This is a genomic window from Candidatus Thermoplasmatota archaeon (assembly GCA_038884455.1).
Classification (GTDB): Archaea; Thermoplasmatota; E2; order DHVEG-1; family DHVEG-1; genus JAWABU01.
In genome coordinates this window covers 13,017-31,506 of the sequence record JAWABU010000022.1, presented here as the reverse complement: position 1 = coordinate 31,506, position 18,490 = coordinate 13,017, and the positions used below count along the sequence as shown (strand labels likewise).

Sequence of the window (18,490 nt, the reverse complement as noted above, 5' to 3'; positions counted from 1 at the left end):
GGTGAAATTGCGGTTCACATGGTTCGCAACTGTTGGATTAATCCTTTTCTTTGCGCGTCCCATCCAATGAAAAAATGAATGTTTCTTCCTTAATTATCTATTTCGGGATGAAGCCAAACAAAACGATTCTTTTTTATAGACCTTGCTCTTTTAGAAGCACGCGCTATGAACATACGAGAATATCTGAAACTTGCACGATCATTCAATGCAGTTCTAACAGGAGTTTCACCAGTTATGGGTGCCCTCGCCATGGGTCACTACAATGTTTTCATATTATTCCTGCTGTTTCTTGTTGGTTTTTTTGGACATACCTTTGGTTTTGTATTTAACGATATTATTGATTACACACTGGATACACAATCTCAAGAAATCAGTGACCGACCATTGGTCAGTGGAACAATTACCAAAAAAAATGCCTATCTCTTCGCATTTGCCGCTATGTTTGTTGCCTTTCTCATCGCCAGCTTCATAGCATATACCACAAATCAGTATTTTCCACTCGTTATCCTCATCCTCTCTGCTGGATGCATTGCTCTCTACGATCTCATTAGTAAAAAATATCCATTTACCGATATTTTTGTTGCTCTTGGAATTTTCTTTTTAATTATCTACGGAGCATTAACCGTTACTGGAAAACTCACTCTACTCACACCAATCACATGGATCGTTGGAATCCTTGGTGCTATACAAGTACTGTATATGCAGATCATCGCTGGTGGTATGAAAGATATTGAAAACGATTACAAACACGGCGCAAACACCTTAGCAGTGAAACTTGGTGTGAGAATCTATGATAGCCAACTTATCATATCAAAAAATTTCAAAGCAATTGCCTATGGACTTCAACTCGTTGATTTTATTATGGTTGGAACTGCATTCTATATTCTCAAAGAATCCTTACAGATCTCATTTTTCCAGGTTGCACAATGGATTCTTCTCATCTTCATCGCTCTGTTCATGTTTTTCCTCTCACATAAACTCCTATCAATGAAACGTTTTGACCGTATGAAAGCACGAAAATACATTGGCAGTCATTATATGATTAATTTTGCTTTAGTCCCCATTATGCTTATGACTCAAAATCCGTGGATTGGATTGTTGGCATTCTTCCCTGCCCTAGGATTTATCTTATCTAACCTCATTTTGCATGGAACACTACTTCAACCAAAAACAATGTAACTTTTAAGAAAAACTCATATACGACCATCTTTTTCTTGTTTTTCTCATGAACAAGATCGTTGCGTATGCCAGACTCTTACGAATCCCAGGATTAGGTGGTCTCGCAATACCACCAATTATCGGAGCGGTAACCGTTGGTGTTACCGACATCTATCAGTTGGTTCTCCTCTTCATCATCGGTGCTTGCGCAGCAATCTATGGTTTCATTTTGAACGATTTTGCTGATATCGAACTCGACCGTCTGGTAAAAGAACTCAGCGGAAAACCACTCGTCAGTGGTGATATCTCACGGAAAAACGCTATTTTCATCTGTTTTCTCTGTGTTTTATTCGCATTTCTGAGTATGATTCTACTCTGGAACGGCAAAATCATTGACACTTACAAGACCGCAGCAGCGATTTGTATGGTTCTTGCAGGGATCCTTGGGAGTATCTACGATATTTATGGAAAAAGATTCATTGCATCGGACTTACTCGTTGCACTCTCCATGGGTTTGGTGTTTCTCTTTGGTGCTCTCTCTTTTGGAGCGCCGACACCGATAACCTGGATTGTCTTCATCCTAACCTTTGAAAATCTGCTGTATATGAATGCAATAGAAAACGGAATCAAAGACGCTGACCACGACCACCTCATGAAGGTACAGAACATCGCACTCACGCTTGGCGTAAAAGTAGATGGAACAAACCTGATCATCCCCCGTTCATTTCAAATATTTGCTCTGAGCATACGACTCTTTTCAGCGATTCTATTTTTTGCACCATTTTTTATGTTTCATTATCCCTACGCAATCTGGCATCTCGTACTACTCACCATCGGTCTTCTGCTCGTTTTCATCTTTAGTATAAAACTGCTCAGCCTAAAAATCTTCAATCGAGATCACATCAGAAAATACATAGGGATACAATCATTTATCCGCTACTCCCTCGTCCCAATCATGATCATGCCGCTCATTGGAGACCTGCAGGGAATTATCCTCATCATCTTTCCCATTCTTTGGTATATCCTTTTGACTCTGGTATTTGGCGAAAAACTCTTTAAACCACGGATGTAAAAAAAACTATGGCACAAAAACACTACTCCATTGGCATCATAGGCGCAGGAATCGGTGGTCTCACCGCTGGGGCACTCCTCTCACGACAAGGCCACAAAGTAACCATCTTTGAAAAAGAACCAATCATCGGTGGGAGAGCACTTTCATTTCAACCAGAAAACTGTAAACTTGAAAACTATCAACAGTTACTCAGCCGTTTTCACATGAATATTTATTCATCAAATCCTGATCTTGCTACGCTTTTTTCTTCTGACTTGACCAAGGGTTACACTCTTGATCTTGGATACCATGCGATTGGCGGCGGAGTACTCTCAAATATCAACAGTGTTCTTGCGACGCTTGATGATCACATAGATACTCTTGAATCAAACGTAGGATTCATTCATGAACAAGGATACGACTTTCCGTTTCTTTCACGATATGAGAAAATAAAGATATTACCCAAGATACTTCGATTACTCCTCGCATCTGAAAAAACTATGAAAAAACTTGATTCTGTCCCCATGACAGAAACTATAAAAAAATACGGAAAAGGGAGCATGAAACTCATCCTTGAAATTTTTTCACGATCAATTACAACTGTTAACAATCTCGATCGAATCAGTACGGGCGAAATGTTCCGATCTCAAAAAAATCTGATCAAAGGATCAAAACCAGTAGGATATCCAAAAAAAGGCCTTAGTACAATCAACAATAAACTCGCAACAGCGATTCAAAAAAACGGTGGAGAAATCAAAACAAATACACAAGTTGACCAAATTATTTTTCAAAACCAAAAAGCAATAGCACTCCAGGCAAACAATCAAACCTATCCTTTCGACATAATCGTTTCAAACATCCTTGTCCAAGAACTCCCCTGCCTCATTAAAAGAGATGTATTCCCGCAACACTACCTATCTTCGTTACAAAAACTTACAGGAACCGCAAGCCTCTGTGCCTACCATTCTCTTAAAAAAATCGACGAGAAATTACTTGGAAAAACATTTCATTTCATCGAACGAAACATAGGTGTTGATGGAAACGATGCTGTTGGTATGATCGACTTCATGGCAGCATCACCTGAATCACAATTATCACCACCAAATCAATATTTAATCCAATCGTACATTATATGTACTCCTGAAGAGACGAAGAATACACAGACCTTAGCTCTCCTGAAACGATTACTCGAAAAAAACATCAACCACCTCATCCCAAATTATCAAGATCACTTAAACTGGGAATTGTTTCCTGTTGTCGCACATCTTGATGGCGTGGCAAAAACAATTGATAACCAGAAACCAGAGATACAAACACCCATACCAAATTTTTATCTCATTGGAGACTGCGTCAAAGCACCTGGCATCGGTATAAACTGCGCGGTAAATTCAGCTAAAATCCTTAGCAAACTAATCGCCTCCCAGAGTCAATAGAATGCAACCCCCTTGGAAGATAGTGTCAACTTAAGATCTTTTCAACACAAACTATCTGGAGAGAAGACATTTGATTAAATCCTTAAGTTGACAGGCCCCCTTGGAAAAACATAAACTATATATACCTATAAAAACACTTTTTATACTACCATCCCAAACATACCAGAACCTTTATAACTAATGAATGGGGACAAAAAACGTTGGTCATGCTATGTCACTGAAACTAACCATGAAACAACCCTACGGAAAACCACGATTTCTCTCAATTAGAATCCGAGGGTATATTGATCTTGTCCGCCCGTTTACACTTATCGCACCTTTTTTTGTTTCGATGTTTATCATGTTTGCAAGTCTTGTCTTCAACGAACGATTTGATATGTATCCAGATTGGTGGGTTACCATAGGTCAAGCAGCGCTTACTCTTGCATTTCTCAATGCTGCATCAAATGCTCTCAATCAGGCAACCGATGTTGAAGCAGACATCATATCAAAACCATACCGCCCGATACCTCGAGGTGTTATTACTAGAGATGAGGCACAAAGTATCGCCTATATCTTATATTTCTTTGCATTACTCCGCGGGTTAACGATTAATTTTTGGTTTGGCTTCTTTGTATTTCTCATCATGGTATTTACCGTAGTTTACTCCCTTCCACCTCGGATGAAACAGTATCTCTTTTTTAATCAAGTATGGATTGCCCTCAACCGCGGATTACTTGGGATTCTTGCATCGTGGAGTGTTTTTGGAGATCCTTTTCAAAAAGAACCCTGGATGATCGGCGGCATTGCATTTGTCTTTTTTATAGGTGCAATGACAACAAAAGATATTGTTGACGCCGAAGCAGATACAAAAACAGGAACACGGACGCTAATTAACACCTTTGGAATCAAAAAAGCAGCGTACATCTCACTCCCCTTTCTCATTTTACCTTTTGCGTTGGTACCTCTCTTTATTTATTATAACCGATTACCTCCCTACTTATGGCCATTAGTTTTTTTTGTCATACCAAGTCTCCTGATTTTTTATTTTATGCTACAACACAGTGAAAGTAAAACCTTAGAGAATACTCATGCATGGTCGCTTATGTATGTAACCTATTTATTCTATGCAGTAGGTTTTGCAACGTTAATTATTTTTAGTGGACTCGGAGTGATATAAAACAGCGTATCAAAAAAATCTAGGTAACAACCCGGAGAACAGCACGCCAAGTTCGTAAATGCTATCTGTACATCGATCCAAAGAAGGGAGTTTTATTGGCAAACATTCCTCAGATACCTAAATAAGTTGTACAAAACTTATTATATTATAAAAACAACTAGTATATTTAAAGAATATATATTAAATCATATTTAACGAAGATGACATATGCAACGAAAAATATCTCTAGAGATGATAAGTATTTTTTTCTTTTTTTTGTTAGTGTTGCATCTACCATCCAGTGCTGATCGCCACGATACTCCACCTCACTGGAACAATCAATGGGTATACTCACAACAACTTGATCTTCCGATTTCAACAAACGTAACAAATGCCAAAAATCAGCCAATTGACATTGAAGTATCTTTTCAGTATCCGTGTTGGACAAAGAATCCGAATGAAACATCAACACGAATATGCTGCTGGTATCGAAATCAATGGCATGAACTTGAATCTCAAATATACAATCTTGTATTTATCGATGCAAACCATATCAACCGATGCAATGTTGTTTTTATTATTCCCTTTTTTGCTGATGGCAGCGAGCGCTATTTTGTGTACTATCACGACATCCCAACACCAATCCCAAACTATAAAGACCATGTTTCAGTAAATGATGCCAAATACATCGAATCACCAATCGCTGATATTACTGCTGAAGCCCAATACTACAAAATAGAGGAAGACGGAACATGTATCTATGGCGTCGGACAACAAGGAAAACTTTTCGACCGGCCTTTTTCCCAACTCGTTGTAAAACAAAAAAAAGGAATGAAAGATTTTGATATTTTTACTGCAGATTCAATTGTATCTTTTGCTTTTTCGTACTACTATGGAACTAAAGAAACCGATGAAAGCTCTTCTGATCAAAGATTTATTCATAAAAAAATTTTTATCGATGGAAATCTTATGGTTTGCTTTGGCATCATCAGCGAATCTGAAAAAAAAGATATTCGAACAACTGCTGTCTATAAATACTACTATAATCCTGGTGACGACAAACGCATTGATGTGCATGTAAAACACGAAATGCTTGATAATGCACTAGTTCAAGGAACCGACAATGTCGATGGGAGATACGGAGCGATCGTCTCATTTGTTTCACGAAACCCTGTTGTAGAGCGTTTAAACTTCGGAAATATATACCCATATGTTCATTTTTATAACAAGAACAATCAGATTGAAGAATGCCGGATAAACCAAAATCCAACGTCGAATGTACGAGAATGGATTCTATCATACAAAGATGATGCTGATCTCGGGAGCCAAGCATGGATTTCCTATGGAGCCGGAAAACAGGGCAAAGCATACGGGGTTCTTTTTGCAACAAATACAAGTATTGTAAGCTCAGGTACCGATGAACGAGATGGCATACAAGTAAAAATTGCAGTAAAACAATATTTTAATTTTCTCGGAACAGAAGTAGATTACGCCTCAATCAATTTTGGAAGAAATTCATATGAAAAAGGATACGCTCACGATGTATATATACCAAAGAACCTGATAGTAGAATTTGACGCCGAAGTATTCTGCTCAGAACATGGAGGGTACCCTGCAGTTCAAAATGAAGCGGTTCTCTATCAACAACTTATAAAAAGTAGAACAGGACCTCCCGATGCAACGTTTGAACCAGAACAGAAAAAATATAATCTTACCATCATCACTCATTTCGGAGGAACTCGATTCTCATTTCCACTCCTTGTCAAAAAAACAGGTGTAAAACTTCCAACAATGTTACTTGAAATCTACAGAGAAGAACAACTTATCACAGCAACAACAACCAACCGATCCTGGCTGTATAAGTCACAGAAAACAATCACTGACCTTGCAGAAGGAAGATATCTCATAAAAGTATATAGAAAAAACGATGAACAAAACATACTCGTTGGGGAGAAAACAGTTATTATAAATGGCCCTACCAAGGTACATATCTTCTGCACATGGGAAAAAAACATCGACGTTACAATCAGAGATCAAAACAACCATCCAATCCAAGATGTTACGGTTGTTATCTGCACAAAAAAAGGAGATATCTACAGTCATAACATCACAGATCTTGCAGGTACGAGTACTCTCAAAGTACCTTTCAATCTCCGAGAGCCATATACCGTTAAAATGTGGTATAAAGACATCCTTATACATGAACAAAAACTTAATAAGTCCGTCAAAAAAGCTATACTCCGAGTTACATGTCCACTCTACGATCCAACAGTAACCATAACCGATCTCGTAGGTCTTCCCCCAGGTGTACCAGTGACACCTCTACTAACAACACTGCAGCAAGATCAAAAAATAATTATTTTTGACTCGATACAACAATCACCAGGCGTCTATAGATTTATCAAAATTCCTACCGGAAGATATACATTAAACATTCAATACGATACGTTTTCAGATGAAAAACAAATAAATATACCACATGACGGTCTCGATTTTTCACTCTTGTTTTCTGCACGTTATGATCTAATTCTCGATTTTTTTGATCAATATGGAAATAATATCCCAGATATAAATGCTAAAATAAACTTCTTCCGCAACGACAAACTTATTGCACAGACAACTCAGCACCAAATACAACTCCCACCAGCACGATATACCCTAAAAGTTTATGCTGAAACAGAAAATATCGGAATTACAAGTGTTGAATTAATCACACATCAAAAAATTAAAATAGTAACCTCAGTACAATCACTACTCCCTCTCTTCATTCTCGGAGGACTATTTACTCTACTTTGCATGTCTATCTGCTTAACAGTGATCAAAAAAATATCATATGCAATGTTTGTGAAACTCATCATTATCGCATGTATTATTTTTTCATTAATCCAACCATGGTGGATGCTGAATGGAGTATCACTTGACTCAACGATCCTGCGAGAAACAAAAATGTTTATCAATCCTCCCATTATGTTTGACACCATATCTATCAACCAGGAACGAAGTTATGAAATCGCTGAACTACCAATGATATTTACAGATGCGTTAGGATACATCCTGACAGCATTACTAATCGTACTATTTCTGATCGCTACAAGTATCCTTCTTGAAATACTTAACAAAAAACAATATTCCCTGATCTGTACTATAGGAAGCTTTATTATTCTTGGATCTGTAGGTATTGGTTTTTCCGTAGCTGCTGAAAAAATATGTGGCATTAGTGTCGGAAGTCTCCAAGGAGAAGGCATACTCGGAATCACTATTCGAGAAACACCAACCATGCTTCAATCTCACTGGGGTTTTTCAGTAGGATACTATACGATAGTCTTCAGTCTTATTCTCGTACTTCTGCTCACCATCAACGATATTAAAAAAATTTTTAGAACGTATGCAAAACCGTAAGAAAAGAAAAGAACAACGAGAACAAAAAATACGTTCCATACATAAGCGACCACGCTGAAGTATTTTCATAGTTTTTATTTTTATGAGTATATAGCATCAACCAGCTAATCAGAATACCGAAGAGGAAAAAAATACCTAGCGGTAAAAAATATGGTTGGATGATCTGAAAAACAATCATTGGGACAATCATCAAAAATGCACTGGACATACAAACTAATGAAAATATCGCTGTCTTCTGAATTCCAAAATAATTGACTAATGTTTTTGTTCCAACAGCACGATCCGCTTCTACGTCAATAATATCTTTTGCAGACGTTCCACCAATTAGAAAAAGAGTCGCGACCCCACCCATAACAAGAGGTACTGGTTGAAACGGATCCGAAAAAACACTCCATGAGGCGAGAATGGCACAGAAACCACGAGGAACAGCAACCCAAATCTGATTGATGAAAAGTTTTTTCTTCATCCGAGGTGGTAACGAGTAGGTTATTGAAAAAAAAGCAATAATAAGAATGAAGAAACTAAAAAGAGTATGAATAAATAATGATGCAAAAAGAGCGCAAACATATAAGATGAAAGAGAAGAACAAAACTTCCTTTCGTGATAAAATTTTTTTTGGTATCGGGCGGTACGGTTTTGAAATAGCATCTTCAATAAAATCAGTGGCCTGATTCAATGCATTTGAAGCGCCATTAAGCAACACAAAACAAAAACTTGCAGGAAGGAGAAAGATTAACAGTTGAGAGATATCAAGATCTGACCGTTGCGAATATGCATAACTCGCAATGATGACACTTATCGAGACGATAAACGGTGCAAGAAGCGTAAATGGACGGAGCAGTGCAATAAATCCTTGAATTTTCGTTTTCACAGAAAAACTACCTCCAAGTCTATAAAAAAATTTTTAATTTCAAAGTATTTAAAAATATCTAGACAATCATTATCAAAAAAGTTGTTTAATACGTTCGACACCTTGAATTTTTACAATAATATCTGCAACAGGTTTTGGTACAAGAGTTTTCCATTCTTGATCATGAATCATTCTATTTCGAATTTCCTTGCCTGAAAAGAGCTGACGCTGAAACTGCGGTGTATTAACAACAGGAAAACCTTGCTGTTCAAATAATTGCTTTGTCAATTCATTGTTGGTAATAACAACCTGAAAATTAGAAATTATTGAAGTAACATGATCAACCCACTTTGGTGGGTTATGAATATCTGGTATCGGAAGTATCTCAAAATTTTTTATGTTATTATACGACAACGCTTCATGAATCATTTGTTTGCGCTCTTCATATGAAAAAGGATTATCTCTGGTATTTGCGTATTGAGAAGATCCAATACCAATAAAGATGTTCGTATATTTTTTATAGATATGTTGGATAACTTGAAGATGTCCATTATGGAATGGTTGAAAACGACCAATAAACAATGCATTCATAGGATCCTACAATCCGATGCAGTCATGTAAAGCATTATCACTCTTCTGAATGTGTGTTAGTAACGTGGTTTTTATCGGTTCGGCGAGTTTTAACTTTTGCAGATGAAGAACCTTTCTTTTTTTCAGATTCAAGTTCAACTTTGCCAAGAATCATCGGCGGCCGCATAATTTTTAATTTTTTTAGCAACTCCTCTTTACCATCACCAACCAATGCATGTTCAAGAACATCATTAAGTGTCTCAACAGGAATTATCTCGATTTTATCTTTGTATTTATCTTCGATGAGAACGTCGTTGAGATTTGGCTTTGGAATGAGGACTTTTTTGATTCCTGCTTCTGCTGCTGCTTCAATTTTTGCAGTAACACCACCGATTGGTAGAACAGTCCCGCGGATACTTATTGATCCTGTCATTGCAACATCTTGTCGAACTGCAACATTTTCCATAGCTGAAATCACCGCGGTAATCAATGAAATACTTGCTGAATCTCCTTCAACACCTTCATAGGTTCCAATGAATTGAATATGAATGTCGTGTTTTGAAATATCACGACCCATATATTTTTTGATAATGGCAGATATATTCTGAACTGATTCTTTTGCAATTTCACCAAGTTTACCAGTTGCAATTACCTTTCCCTCCGACTGGGAACCAGCAGGGGTAACTTCTGCTACAATCGGTAGAACTAAGCCGGAAAACTCACTCATAGAAGGATCTGCTGAATGAACTGCAAGACCATTGACTACTCCAATTTCTTCCCCACTGGTTTTGAAGGAACGATAACTTTTTTGCGATTCAAGAGCACGATCTGCTACTTGTTGTTCAAGTGATCGAGCGGTTTTTTTCGCAAGAAGAACATGTTGTTTAGTTACAATTTTATCTCCACGATCAAACGCAATATCACCAGCAACCCGAACAAGACCACCGAGTTCACGGAGACGAAGCGATAACTTACCTTTTCGTCCAGCTCTTCGTTGTGCTTCATGAATGATCTCAGCTACTGCTTCTTTATCAAAATGTGGTATCTTTCCATCCTTTTTAACTTCCTGAGCAACAAAACGAATAAGTTTTTGTCGATTTTCCTCTGAATCGACCATGGTACTATTCATATAAATCTCATACCCATAACCTCGAATCCGAGATCTGAGCGCAGGATGCATACCGTTTAATGCATCGAGATTTCCTGCTGAGACAAGAATAAAATCACATGGAACTGGCTCTGTTTTTACCATGGCTCCAAAACTTCGTTCAGATTGCCCAGTAATCTGAAATTTTTTTTCTTGAATTGCAGTTAAAAGATGTTGCTGCGACGGGAGGCTGAGTGTATTAATTTCATCGATGTATAAAACACCTTTATGTGCTCGATGGATCGCACCTGCTTCAACAAGTTGATGAGGTGGCGTCTCAAGACCTGCTGATTGAAAAGGATCATGACGTACATCCCCGAGAAGTGCACCAGAATGAGCTGCCGTAGCATCAATAAACGGGGGAGAATCTGTCTTTTCATGAGAAACAAGGATTTTTGGGACTTGTTGAAGCTCCCTGCGTTGGTTAAAACCACCTCGAGCAAGAATAAGCCAAATCATTACAGCAGCAATAATCCCAAAAATCGCATATTCAAAATGCTCTGTATAAATCGCTCCGATAAACGATATTACAACAATTAAAAGGACAAATGAAAGAATGATGCTATTTTGCTGCTCTACTTTCTTTTTTGCTTCATCTCGCTGTATTTTTATGATTTCTTGAGCTTTTCCTCCAGGTACCACACGGATGTGTGGTGTGTTAGTATCATCATTATTTGGATAAGCTATAATATCCTCGAGTTCTCCTTTAGGTAAAAACTCAGTCATTGCCCGTGCAACCATAGATTTACCAGTTCCTGGATCACCTATGAGCATAACATGACGTTTTTGTTCGGCAGCCTTTTTTACAATTTCAACAGTTTTATCTTGACCTATAACCTGATCAATAAGGCTATCAGGAACTTTGATAGATTCAGTAGTCGAAAAATTTTGTTGTTGGATCCATATCTCTGGAGGAGGTAGCTCTTTTACCGATTCAGATGATTGGATCTCTTCAATATTTTCTTCAGACACAGAGAACACCAAATTAACATCCTATTTATTATCTTTTAGAAATCAAGTATTGTTTTTTATGATTATTTGAAGCACGTATATACCAATTATATATGAATTTTTTCGTTCAGAAAAGTAGCAATTCCGCTGAGTTTATAATCTATAAAAGGATATCGCAAGATAATGACCTTTGATAGAAAAACCCTGATAATTCCTGATAAAACCTGTTTTGAAGAACGAATTATCGCTACAAAAGGTGACGTTATTATTGGCGACAGATCGCTTGTTCAATTTGGAATAAAAACCGATGGGCGGATTTTTATCGGGGAGCATGTAATCTTGGATGGTGAATTACAAGCAAGTAATGACATCCGTATAGATATCTTTTCAACGATTAATGGAAATATCAACAGTGGGGGAAACATTTATCTCGGAGAAAAAGTTAAAATTCAGGGGAAACTGTCTGTTGCTGGAGATTTAGATGTTGGTGATGACGTCGAAATCAACGAGGGATTTGAAGCAAAAGGTTGGATTAACATTCGAAGTCCAATCCCAATGATTATATATATATTTATATATCTTATTCAGTTGCTCCGGATGGGAAAAAGTGAAGAAATAGAAAAAATACTCCAAGAACTTGAACAACAAAACGAATCAACTATTCCTATCTCTGAGTTCTTTCTGTTCATACCAAATAATTCAATTATTGGAACAACAAAATCCCAGGTCGACACCAATGTTTCGATAGGTAAACACTGTAAAATCCTTGGAAATTACACAATACAAGGAAACGTCACCATTGGCGATGAATCAGTTATTTGTGGGACGATCCAGGCTACAGGTAGTATCACCTGTGGAAAAAAAGTAAAAGCACAAGGAAATCTCATTGCAACAGGAGAAGTAATGATCGACGACAACAGCTATGTTGAGGGAAAAATACAAGCTGAATCAATCAAACTTTCAAAAACTGCTACAGTACATGGAACGCTATTAGCACATCACGGAGTCAATTTTATCGATACAAAAACTACAGAAAAAATACAAAGATTCAACCATGATGTCGATATTGTTGATCAAGTAGAAAAGATATTGGAGTAGAAAAACACCATGCAAATTGGAATTGTTGGAAAACCAAATGTTGGCAAATCGACGTTTTTTAATGCAGCAACAAAAGCCCATGCAGAAGTTGCAAACTACCCTTTCACAACGATCAACCCAAATCGAGGAGTCATGTATATCAGAAAACCATGCCCTTGCACCTATTTTCAAAAAAAATGCACGCCACGAAACGCACCATGCATAGAAGGTACACGTTTTGTTCCAATCGAAGCGATTGATGTTGCAGGGCTTGTTCCCGATGCACATAAAGGCAAAGGACTTGGTAATAAATTTCTCGATGATCTCAGACAGGCAGATGCATTCATTCATATTGTTGATGCATCAGGAGGAACAGACGCTGAAGGAAATACCTGCATAGTTGGAGCACACGACCCTCTCGCTGATGTATCCTTCTTAGAAAAAGAAATAACGTATTGGTTTTTTGGAATCATCAAAAAAAGCTGGGAAGCAACAGCACGACAATGCGAACTTGAAGGAAAAAAAATAGAAAAAATGCTTGCAGAAAAACTCACAGGACTAGGTATTAAAGAAGACCACATCAATAACGCCTTGCGGAAGACACAACTTAATTTAACTAAACCAACACAATGGAGTGAACAAGAACTCCTGATGTTGTCTGACACTATTCGAGTAATAAGTAAACCGATGATCATCGCATTCAATAAATCAGATAAAGCACCAGCGGAATGCATGAATAAAATGAGCTCCTTAGAACGCTATATTGTTATTCCAACAAGTGCTGAAAGTGAACTTGCTCTCCAGCATGCTGCTGAAAAAAAAATAATCACCTATGTCCCTGGAGATAGTACATTTTCCATTATTAATCCAGATGCTGTGTCTGACAAACAACGAAAAGCCTTGGAATACATCACTGAAAATGTTTTAAAAAAATATGGATCAACCGGCGTACAAAAATGCATTGAAGCAGCGGTAAATCTCCTCAATCTCATTGTCGTATATCCTGTTGAAGATGCGCATCATCTCACCGATAAAGAAGGAAGAATTCTTCCTGATGCATATCTTATCCCAAAAACAGCTACAGCACGTGATTTAGCATACAAGGTTCACACAGATCTCGGCGATCATTTCATCCGTGCTATTGACGCAAAAACACATCGAGTCATCGGTGCAGATCATCAGCTCAACGATGGAGACGTCATTAGCATCATTGCTGATGTATAACAAAAAAATCTTTTCAATAGTCTCAATAACTGCACAGTAAACTGCATACATGTATCAATAAGAATCTGCAAAATATCTGCAAACTATGTGCATATCCAGATACAAAATAAGTTTTTAAAGACTGTTATTATTTCTCATACTGGGATCACTTAAAAAAGTATTATCTCACTGAGGAGGAAAAAATCATGCAGAAACGAAAACCGACCAAGAGGATGCTCTCGCGAAAGCTCAGACATCATAACGCATCTGTCGTTCTATTACCTGTTTTAACTGTCCGAAAAACAATGATCAAACTCTTAAAACTAAAAAAATATTTATGGAAAACTACACCACAACAAAGACCAAAACCATATCGACGGCCATATCCAACCGATCTCCCAATAACTCCTCCTCCAAGTATTGCTCAAACCATGGAAAACACGCTCCCAGTATTGTACAAAAAAAACTACCGCAGAACTCCCCCAATATTCTCGCTTGCATTATTGTTAAAAAAAATCACATCGATACGATGGTTTTTACTCATAATGTTCCTCTACTTCACTGTTGGTGTCACCATGATTTTTTTCCAACAAGGAATCAGTCCATTTAAAGAAACTATTATCTACAGTATTATGGGGTTTTCAACGTTTTTCATGAGCTATATAGGCTGGGTCATTGCTCAAGATATCATTAAAATAATCAACCGGAAAAAAATAATATCCTAACTTTTTCCAAGATGTTTTTATACCTCTTCTTTCTTTTCTGTGTACTCGAGGGAAGAAAAACGTGATATATTTTGACAACCATCTTCATCTCCGACGAGACGGACGATTTCTAGAAGCAATACGAGAATTCAAACAAGCAGGCGGCACCCATTGCATACTCTGTCAATACCCCAACCCTCAAAAAGTACTCCGCGAAAAAAACTATCGAATACTGTACCAAGACACACTACGCATGGCTGAAGAAATACAACAAAAAATCGAGATAACCGTCTTTGTGACCGTGGGTCCATACCCTGTTGACTATCTTATATTACGAGATCATATCGGTCGAGAAAAAACCTTAGAAATTATGAAAAAAGGTATGGAAGATGCAGCACAACTCTGCAGAGAACATAAATGTATAGCAATCGGTGAAATTGGACGACCTCATTTTCCAGTAGATGCACAAACAATTTCTGATTCAAATGAAATCATGATCTCTGGTATGATCCAAGCAAAAGACGCAGGGGTGCCTGTTGTGCTTCATACAGAAAGTACAACACCACAACTATGTAAAGAACTTGTAACAATCGCACAAAACATCCAGTTTCCTGTAGAAAAAATTGTTAAACATTATGCCCCGCCACTTATAACAGAGCAAGAGAACTATGGACTGCTTCCCTCTGTTTTGGCAAGCAAAAAGAACATTATTGAAGCGCTCAAGAAAGGTTCTCGATTTCTCATGGAAACTGACTATATCGATGACCCCTTACGACCCGGTGCAGTACTCAGTCCAAAAACAGTTCCAAATAGAACAAAAAACCTCCTCAAACAAGGGATAATGACTGAACAACAAGCATATGAAATTCATAAAAACCTACCTCAAAAAACATATGGTATTGATCTTTCAGAATAAACAGCCATCTTAAGGAAACGACGTCTACACAGTCTTTGAAGCGAAGAAAACAGTAGAGTTTTAAACCCAAAACCCATAAGTAATCTTATCAGGTGAGGTGAAAAAACTGATGACGACTTTTCGAGGTTTCATTGCAATCGACATCAGACCAAATACCTTAATTTCTGAATTTCAGGAGAAAATCAAAAAATCAGGAGTCGATATAAAACTTGTCAACCCTACAATACTCCATATCACGCTCAAATTTCTTGGTGAAGTTGAAGAAACTCAAATAGAACCAATCACAACGATCATACACAAAGCAAGCAACCAAACTCCACCATTCACGATCACCCTGCAGGGAGCCGGTGTTTTTCCGCATGAAAACTATATAAAAGTTATCTGGGTTGGTATTGAAAATAGCAAACCGATAAAAACACTTGCTGACATCATCAACCAAGAACTCGAACCATTAGGATTTCCCAAAGAAAGCAAAAATTTTTCACCGCATCTCACCATCGGCCGAGTCCGAACCGTAAACAACAAACAACAACTCCGCGCTCTACTCAACGAATATAGCACAACCCTCTTTGGCACACAAGAAATTACCACAATTAAACTAAAAAAAAGCAATCTAACCCCCCAGGGACCACAATACACAACACTCCAAGAGATACAACTGCTCAGAAGGTGAAGCACGTACGATACCGATATGGCTCCTTATTCTCGGACTAAGTCAGCTGGTTTTTTTCATCATAAGTATTCTTCTCTTCATCCCAAAACCACACAACAAGATATTTTCTATACCCTGGTTTTCACAATTAAAAAAATACATGCGATATGTCCTCATCATCATCGGGGTGACGATTCTTCATCTTATAGAAGTAAGTTTTATTGACGCTCCTATAACACAGCTCGTTAACCATGATTTTACTCAGTATATCATATCATTTGAAAACGAGATTGTTTATTCGCTGTCTCAGCAAGCGCATCCTATTTTTGCATATTTCTTAGTTATCATGTATATCATAGTCTATCCCTTTACTCTCTGGTTTACACCACTCTACTTCCTTATTACTGATACCAGGAAAGCTCTGAAACTATTCTCATATGGATTAGCTCTAATTTATCTCTGTGCATTACCCTTCTATCTCTTTATACCCATAACCAACGTGTATACGTACTATCATAGCATTTCACCACTCAACTCAGCAATACCAGGAATAGAACATTTTTTTTATGCGACAACCACCACCAACAACTGTCTCCCCTCGCTCCACACTGCAATGACCATCCTACTTGCAATGTCCGTGATGCTGACGACCAATAAAAAACTTCAATATTTTATGACGTTCTGTGCAATCTGCGTCATTATCGCCGTTATCTATTTAGGGATACACTGGTTAACCGATGTACTAACCGGCGCTATTGTTGCCTTTATAGTTTCATATATTCTGAAAAAAGCAATAGCAGGAGAACAAAATGACAGTAAATCACGAACACATTGAAAAACAAGTATTGAAAAAAATCATCCCAACCAAAAAAGAACGAAAAGAGCTGTTTAAAACAATTACTGTGTTAATCACAACCATCAATCGCGAACTTAAAAAAAGGAAAATACCTGCAACTGTGGAACTTGTTGGATCAACCGCAAAAGATACTTTTTTAAAAAATAATCTTGATATCGATGCATTTATTGTATTCCCACGATCAACACCACGAGAACACCTCGAAAAACAAGGACTTCTCATCGGAAAAAAAATACTGAACAAACAAGAAGAATGCTACGCAGAACATCCGTACGTACGAGGTTATTTCAGAGGATTTAAAACAGAAATTGTCCCCTGCTATCAAATAGAAACAGCAACCCAAAAACTATCAGCAGTTGACAGGACCCCACTGCATACCAAATATATACAACAACACCTCAAGGAACACCAAAAAAACCAAGTTCGACTTCTTAAACAATTTCTCAAAGGAATTGGATGCTACGGTGCTGAAGCAGAAATTGAGGGATTTTCAGGATATCTCTGTGAACTTCTGATACTTAACTATGGGACATTCTACAACCTTATTCAACACGCGCAACATTGGGACTACGGAGAATATCTTACCTTAACCACTGATAAAACCGCCTCATTTGATACCCCGCTCATCTTTATAGACCCAATAGATCCAACACGAAATGTTGCCTCAGCAGTATCCATCGAGAAATTCAACCTCTACAAAAAAGCCTGCATAGAATATCTCAAACAACCAAAAACAACATTCTTCTTTCCAAAACCAATCAAACCATGGTCAAAACAACAAATATACAATACAATAAAAAATAAAAACTACCTTGTGCTACAACTCGAAAAACCGAAAATAATCCCGGAGAATTTATATCCCCAAATACGAAAAGCACTTAGATCAATCACCGAGTTATGTGAACGGTACAATTTTCACATTCTCGATTCAACATTTTTTATTGATACAAAAAGCATATATCTGATTCTTCAACCACATCAAGAAATACTTTCCAAAACAGTTATCCACGAAGGACCTCCACTCCAGTTAACACATCATGTAAACGATTTTAGAAAAAAATGGCAAGATAATCCAAACACCATCAAAAAACCATACATACAAAACAATAAACTCTATGTAGAAATCAAACGGGAATACATAACAATCAAACAACTCATTCATGAGCAGCTCAAAAAACAAAGTCTTGGAAAACACATCGATGAAATAATCCAGAAGAACAAATTTAAAATCCTGAATAAAAATAGCATCATTAAAAAGAGCTTAGTACTCCAATGGACGCGATATTTGTCCAAAAAAAATCCCTGGGAATAAATCAAAAAACAAGGAGAACGATTAATCTAATGACAACATAGGAACGTTTTTATTATGTAAGTTGATATGCATA

15 protein-coding genes are annotated in these 18,490 nt (G+C 37.5%); 12 read left to right on the top strand and 3 right to left on the bottom strand.

Annotated elements, in window-relative coordinates:
- The first annotated feature begins 165 nt into the window (after nt 1-165).
- From QXL17_05090 to QXL17_05070, 5 genes are all read left to right on the top strand, one after another.
- Nucleotides 166-1,179 carry a UbiA family prenyltransferase gene (locus QXL17_05090; GenBank protein MEM4258509.1) on the top strand — a complete coding sequence of 338 codons (1,014 nt, stop codon included), beginning with the start codon at nt 166-168 and terminating at the stop codon, nt 1,177-1,179.
- 46 nt (nt 1,180-1,225) lie between these two features.
- Complete coding sequence (locus QXL17_05085) at nt 1,226-2,230, top strand: UbiA prenyltransferase family protein (protein MEM4258508.1); 1,005 nt, start codon at nt 1,226-1,228, stop codon at nt 2,228-2,230.
- Nucleotides 2,231-2,238: 8 nt separating this feature from the next.
- Nucleotides 2,239-3,642 (top strand): NAD(P)-binding protein, encoded by a 1,404-nt coding sequence (locus QXL17_05080; GenBank protein ID MEM4258507.1) that lies wholly within the window; start codon nt 2,239-2,241, stop codon nt 3,640-3,642.
- Between the two features lie 211 nt (nt 3,643-3,853).
- Complete coding sequence (locus QXL17_05075) at nt 3,854-4,801, top strand: UbiA family prenyltransferase (GenBank protein ID MEM4258506.1); 948 nt, start codon at nt 3,854-3,856, stop codon at nt 4,799-4,801.
- Nucleotides 4,802-5,008: 207 nt separating this feature from the next.
- Nucleotides 5,009-8,179, top strand: a complete 3,171-nt coding sequence (locus QXL17_05070; GenBank protein ID MEM4258505.1) for a hypothetical protein — start codon at nt 5,009-5,011, stop codon at nt 8,177-8,179.
- Here QXL17_05070 and QXL17_05065 read toward each other — a convergent pair.
- The 3 genes from QXL17_05065 to lonB all read right to left on the bottom strand — a co-directional run bounded on the left by QXL17_05065 (nt 8,157) and on the right by lonB (nt 11,652).
- Nucleotides 8,157-9,050 (bottom strand): UbiA family prenyltransferase, encoded by an 894-nt coding sequence (locus QXL17_05065; protein ID MEM4258504.1) that lies wholly within the window; start codon nt 9,048-9,050, stop codon nt 8,157-8,159. The genes QXL17_05070 and QXL17_05065 overlap by 23 nt on opposite strands.
- A 72-nt stretch (nt 9,051-9,122) precedes the next feature.
- Nucleotides 9,123-9,620, bottom strand: coding sequence for a nicotinamide-nucleotide adenylyltransferase (locus tag QXL17_05060; GenBank protein ID MEM4258503.1), 498 nt, complete (start codon nt 9,618-9,620; stop codon nt 9,123-9,125).
- A gap of 37 nt (nt 9,621-9,657) precedes the next feature.
- Nucleotides 9,658-11,652, bottom strand: coding sequence for an ATP-dependent protease LonB (gene lonB, locus QXL17_05055; protein MEM4258502.1), 1,995 nt, complete (start codon nt 11,650-11,652; stop codon nt 9,658-9,660).
- A gap of 228 nt (nt 11,653-11,880) precedes the next feature.
- Here lonB and QXL17_05050 point away from each other — a divergent pair, with 228 nt between their 5' ends.
- The 7 genes from QXL17_05050 to cca all read left to right on the top strand — a co-directional run bounded on the left by QXL17_05050 (nt 11,881) and on the right by cca (nt 18,417).
- Nucleotides 11,881-12,795 (top strand): polymer-forming cytoskeletal protein, encoded by a 915-nt coding sequence (locus tag QXL17_05050; GenBank protein MEM4258501.1) that lies wholly within the window; start codon nt 11,881-11,883, stop codon nt 12,793-12,795.
- 9 nt (nt 12,796-12,804) lie between these two features.
- Entirely contained in the window at nt 12,805-13,998 is a 1,194-nt protein-coding gene (locus QXL17_05045; protein ID MEM4258500.1) for a redox-regulated ATPase YchF, read from the top strand.
- A gap of 185 nt (nt 13,999-14,183) precedes the next feature.
- The gene (locus QXL17_05040; protein ID MEM4258499.1) at nt 14,184-14,702 is read left to right on the top strand and encodes a hypothetical protein; all 519 of its coding nucleotides are present in this window, start codon (nt 14,184-14,186) and stop codon (nt 14,700-14,702) included.
- A gap of 61 nt (nt 14,703-14,763) precedes the next feature.
- On the top strand, nt 14,764-15,597 hold the full coding sequence (locus QXL17_05035) for a TatD family hydrolase (protein ID MEM4258498.1): 834 nt from the start codon (nt 14,764-14,766) through the stop codon (nt 15,595-15,597).
- 109 nt (nt 15,598-15,706) lie between these two features.
- Nucleotides 15,707-16,270, top strand: a complete 564-nt coding sequence (gene thpR / locus QXL17_05030) for an RNA 2',3'-cyclic phosphodiesterase (GenBank protein ID MEM4258497.1) — start codon at nt 15,707-15,709, stop codon at nt 16,268-16,270.
- A gap of 139 nt (nt 16,271-16,409) precedes the next feature.
- Nucleotides 16,410-17,084: a phosphatase PAP2 family protein gene (locus tag QXL17_05025; GenBank protein MEM4258496.1), complete on the top strand. Its 675-nt coding sequence runs from the start codon at nt 16,410-16,412 to the stop codon at nt 17,082-17,084.
- Nucleotides 17,059-18,417 (top strand): CCA tRNA nucleotidyltransferase, encoded by a 1,359-nt coding sequence (gene cca, locus QXL17_05020; GenBank protein ID MEM4258495.1) that lies wholly within the window; start codon nt 17,059-17,061, stop codon nt 18,415-18,417. The genes QXL17_05025 and cca overlap by 26 nt, the downstream gene beginning before the upstream one ends.
- The last annotated feature ends 73 nt before the right edge of the window (nt 18,418-18,490 follow it).

Excerpts from the sequence above, each read along its gene's own strand:
- QXL17_05090 (MEM4258509.1), top strand. The coding sequence starts at position 166 with ATGAACATACGAGAATATCTGAAACTTGCACGATCATTCAATGCAGTT.
- QXL17_05085 (MEM4258508.1), top strand. The coding sequence starts at position 1,226 with ATGAACAAGATCGTTGCGTATGCCAGACTCTTACGAATCCCAGGATTA.
- QXL17_05080 (MEM4258507.1), top strand. The coding sequence starts at position 2,239 with ATGGCACAAAAACACTACTCCATTGGCATCATAGGCGCAGGAATCGGT.
- QXL17_05075 (MEM4258506.1), top strand. The coding sequence starts at position 3,854 with ATGTCACTGAAACTAACCATGAAACAACCCTACGGAAAACCACGATTT.
- QXL17_05070 (MEM4258505.1), top strand. The coding sequence starts at position 5,009 with ATGCAACGAAAAATATCTCTAGAGATGATAAGTATTTTTTTCTTTTTT.
- QXL17_05060 (MEM4258503.1), bottom strand. The coding sequence starts at position 9,620 with ATGAATGCATTGTTTATTGGTCGTTTTCAACCATTCCATAATGGACAT.
- QXL17_05050 (MEM4258501.1), top strand. The coding sequence starts at position 11,881 with ATGACCTTTGATAGAAAAACCCTGATAATTCCTGATAAAACCTGTTTT.
- QXL17_05045 (MEM4258500.1), top strand. The coding sequence starts at position 12,805 with ATGCAAATTGGAATTGTTGGAAAACCAAATGTTGGCAAATCGACGTTT.
- QXL17_05040 (MEM4258499.1), top strand. The coding sequence starts at position 14,184 with ATGCAGAAACGAAAACCGACCAAGAGGATGCTCTCGCGAAAGCTCAGA.
- thpR (MEM4258497.1), top strand. The coding sequence starts at position 15,707 with ATGACGACTTTTCGAGGTTTCATTGCAATCGACATCAGACCAAATACC.
- QXL17_05025 (MEM4258496.1), top strand. The coding sequence starts at position 16,410 with ATGCGATATGTCCTCATCATCATCGGGGTGACGATTCTTCATCTTATA.
- cca (MEM4258495.1), top strand. The coding sequence starts at position 17,059 with ATGACAGTAAATCACGAACACATTGAAAAACAAGTATTGAAAAAAATC.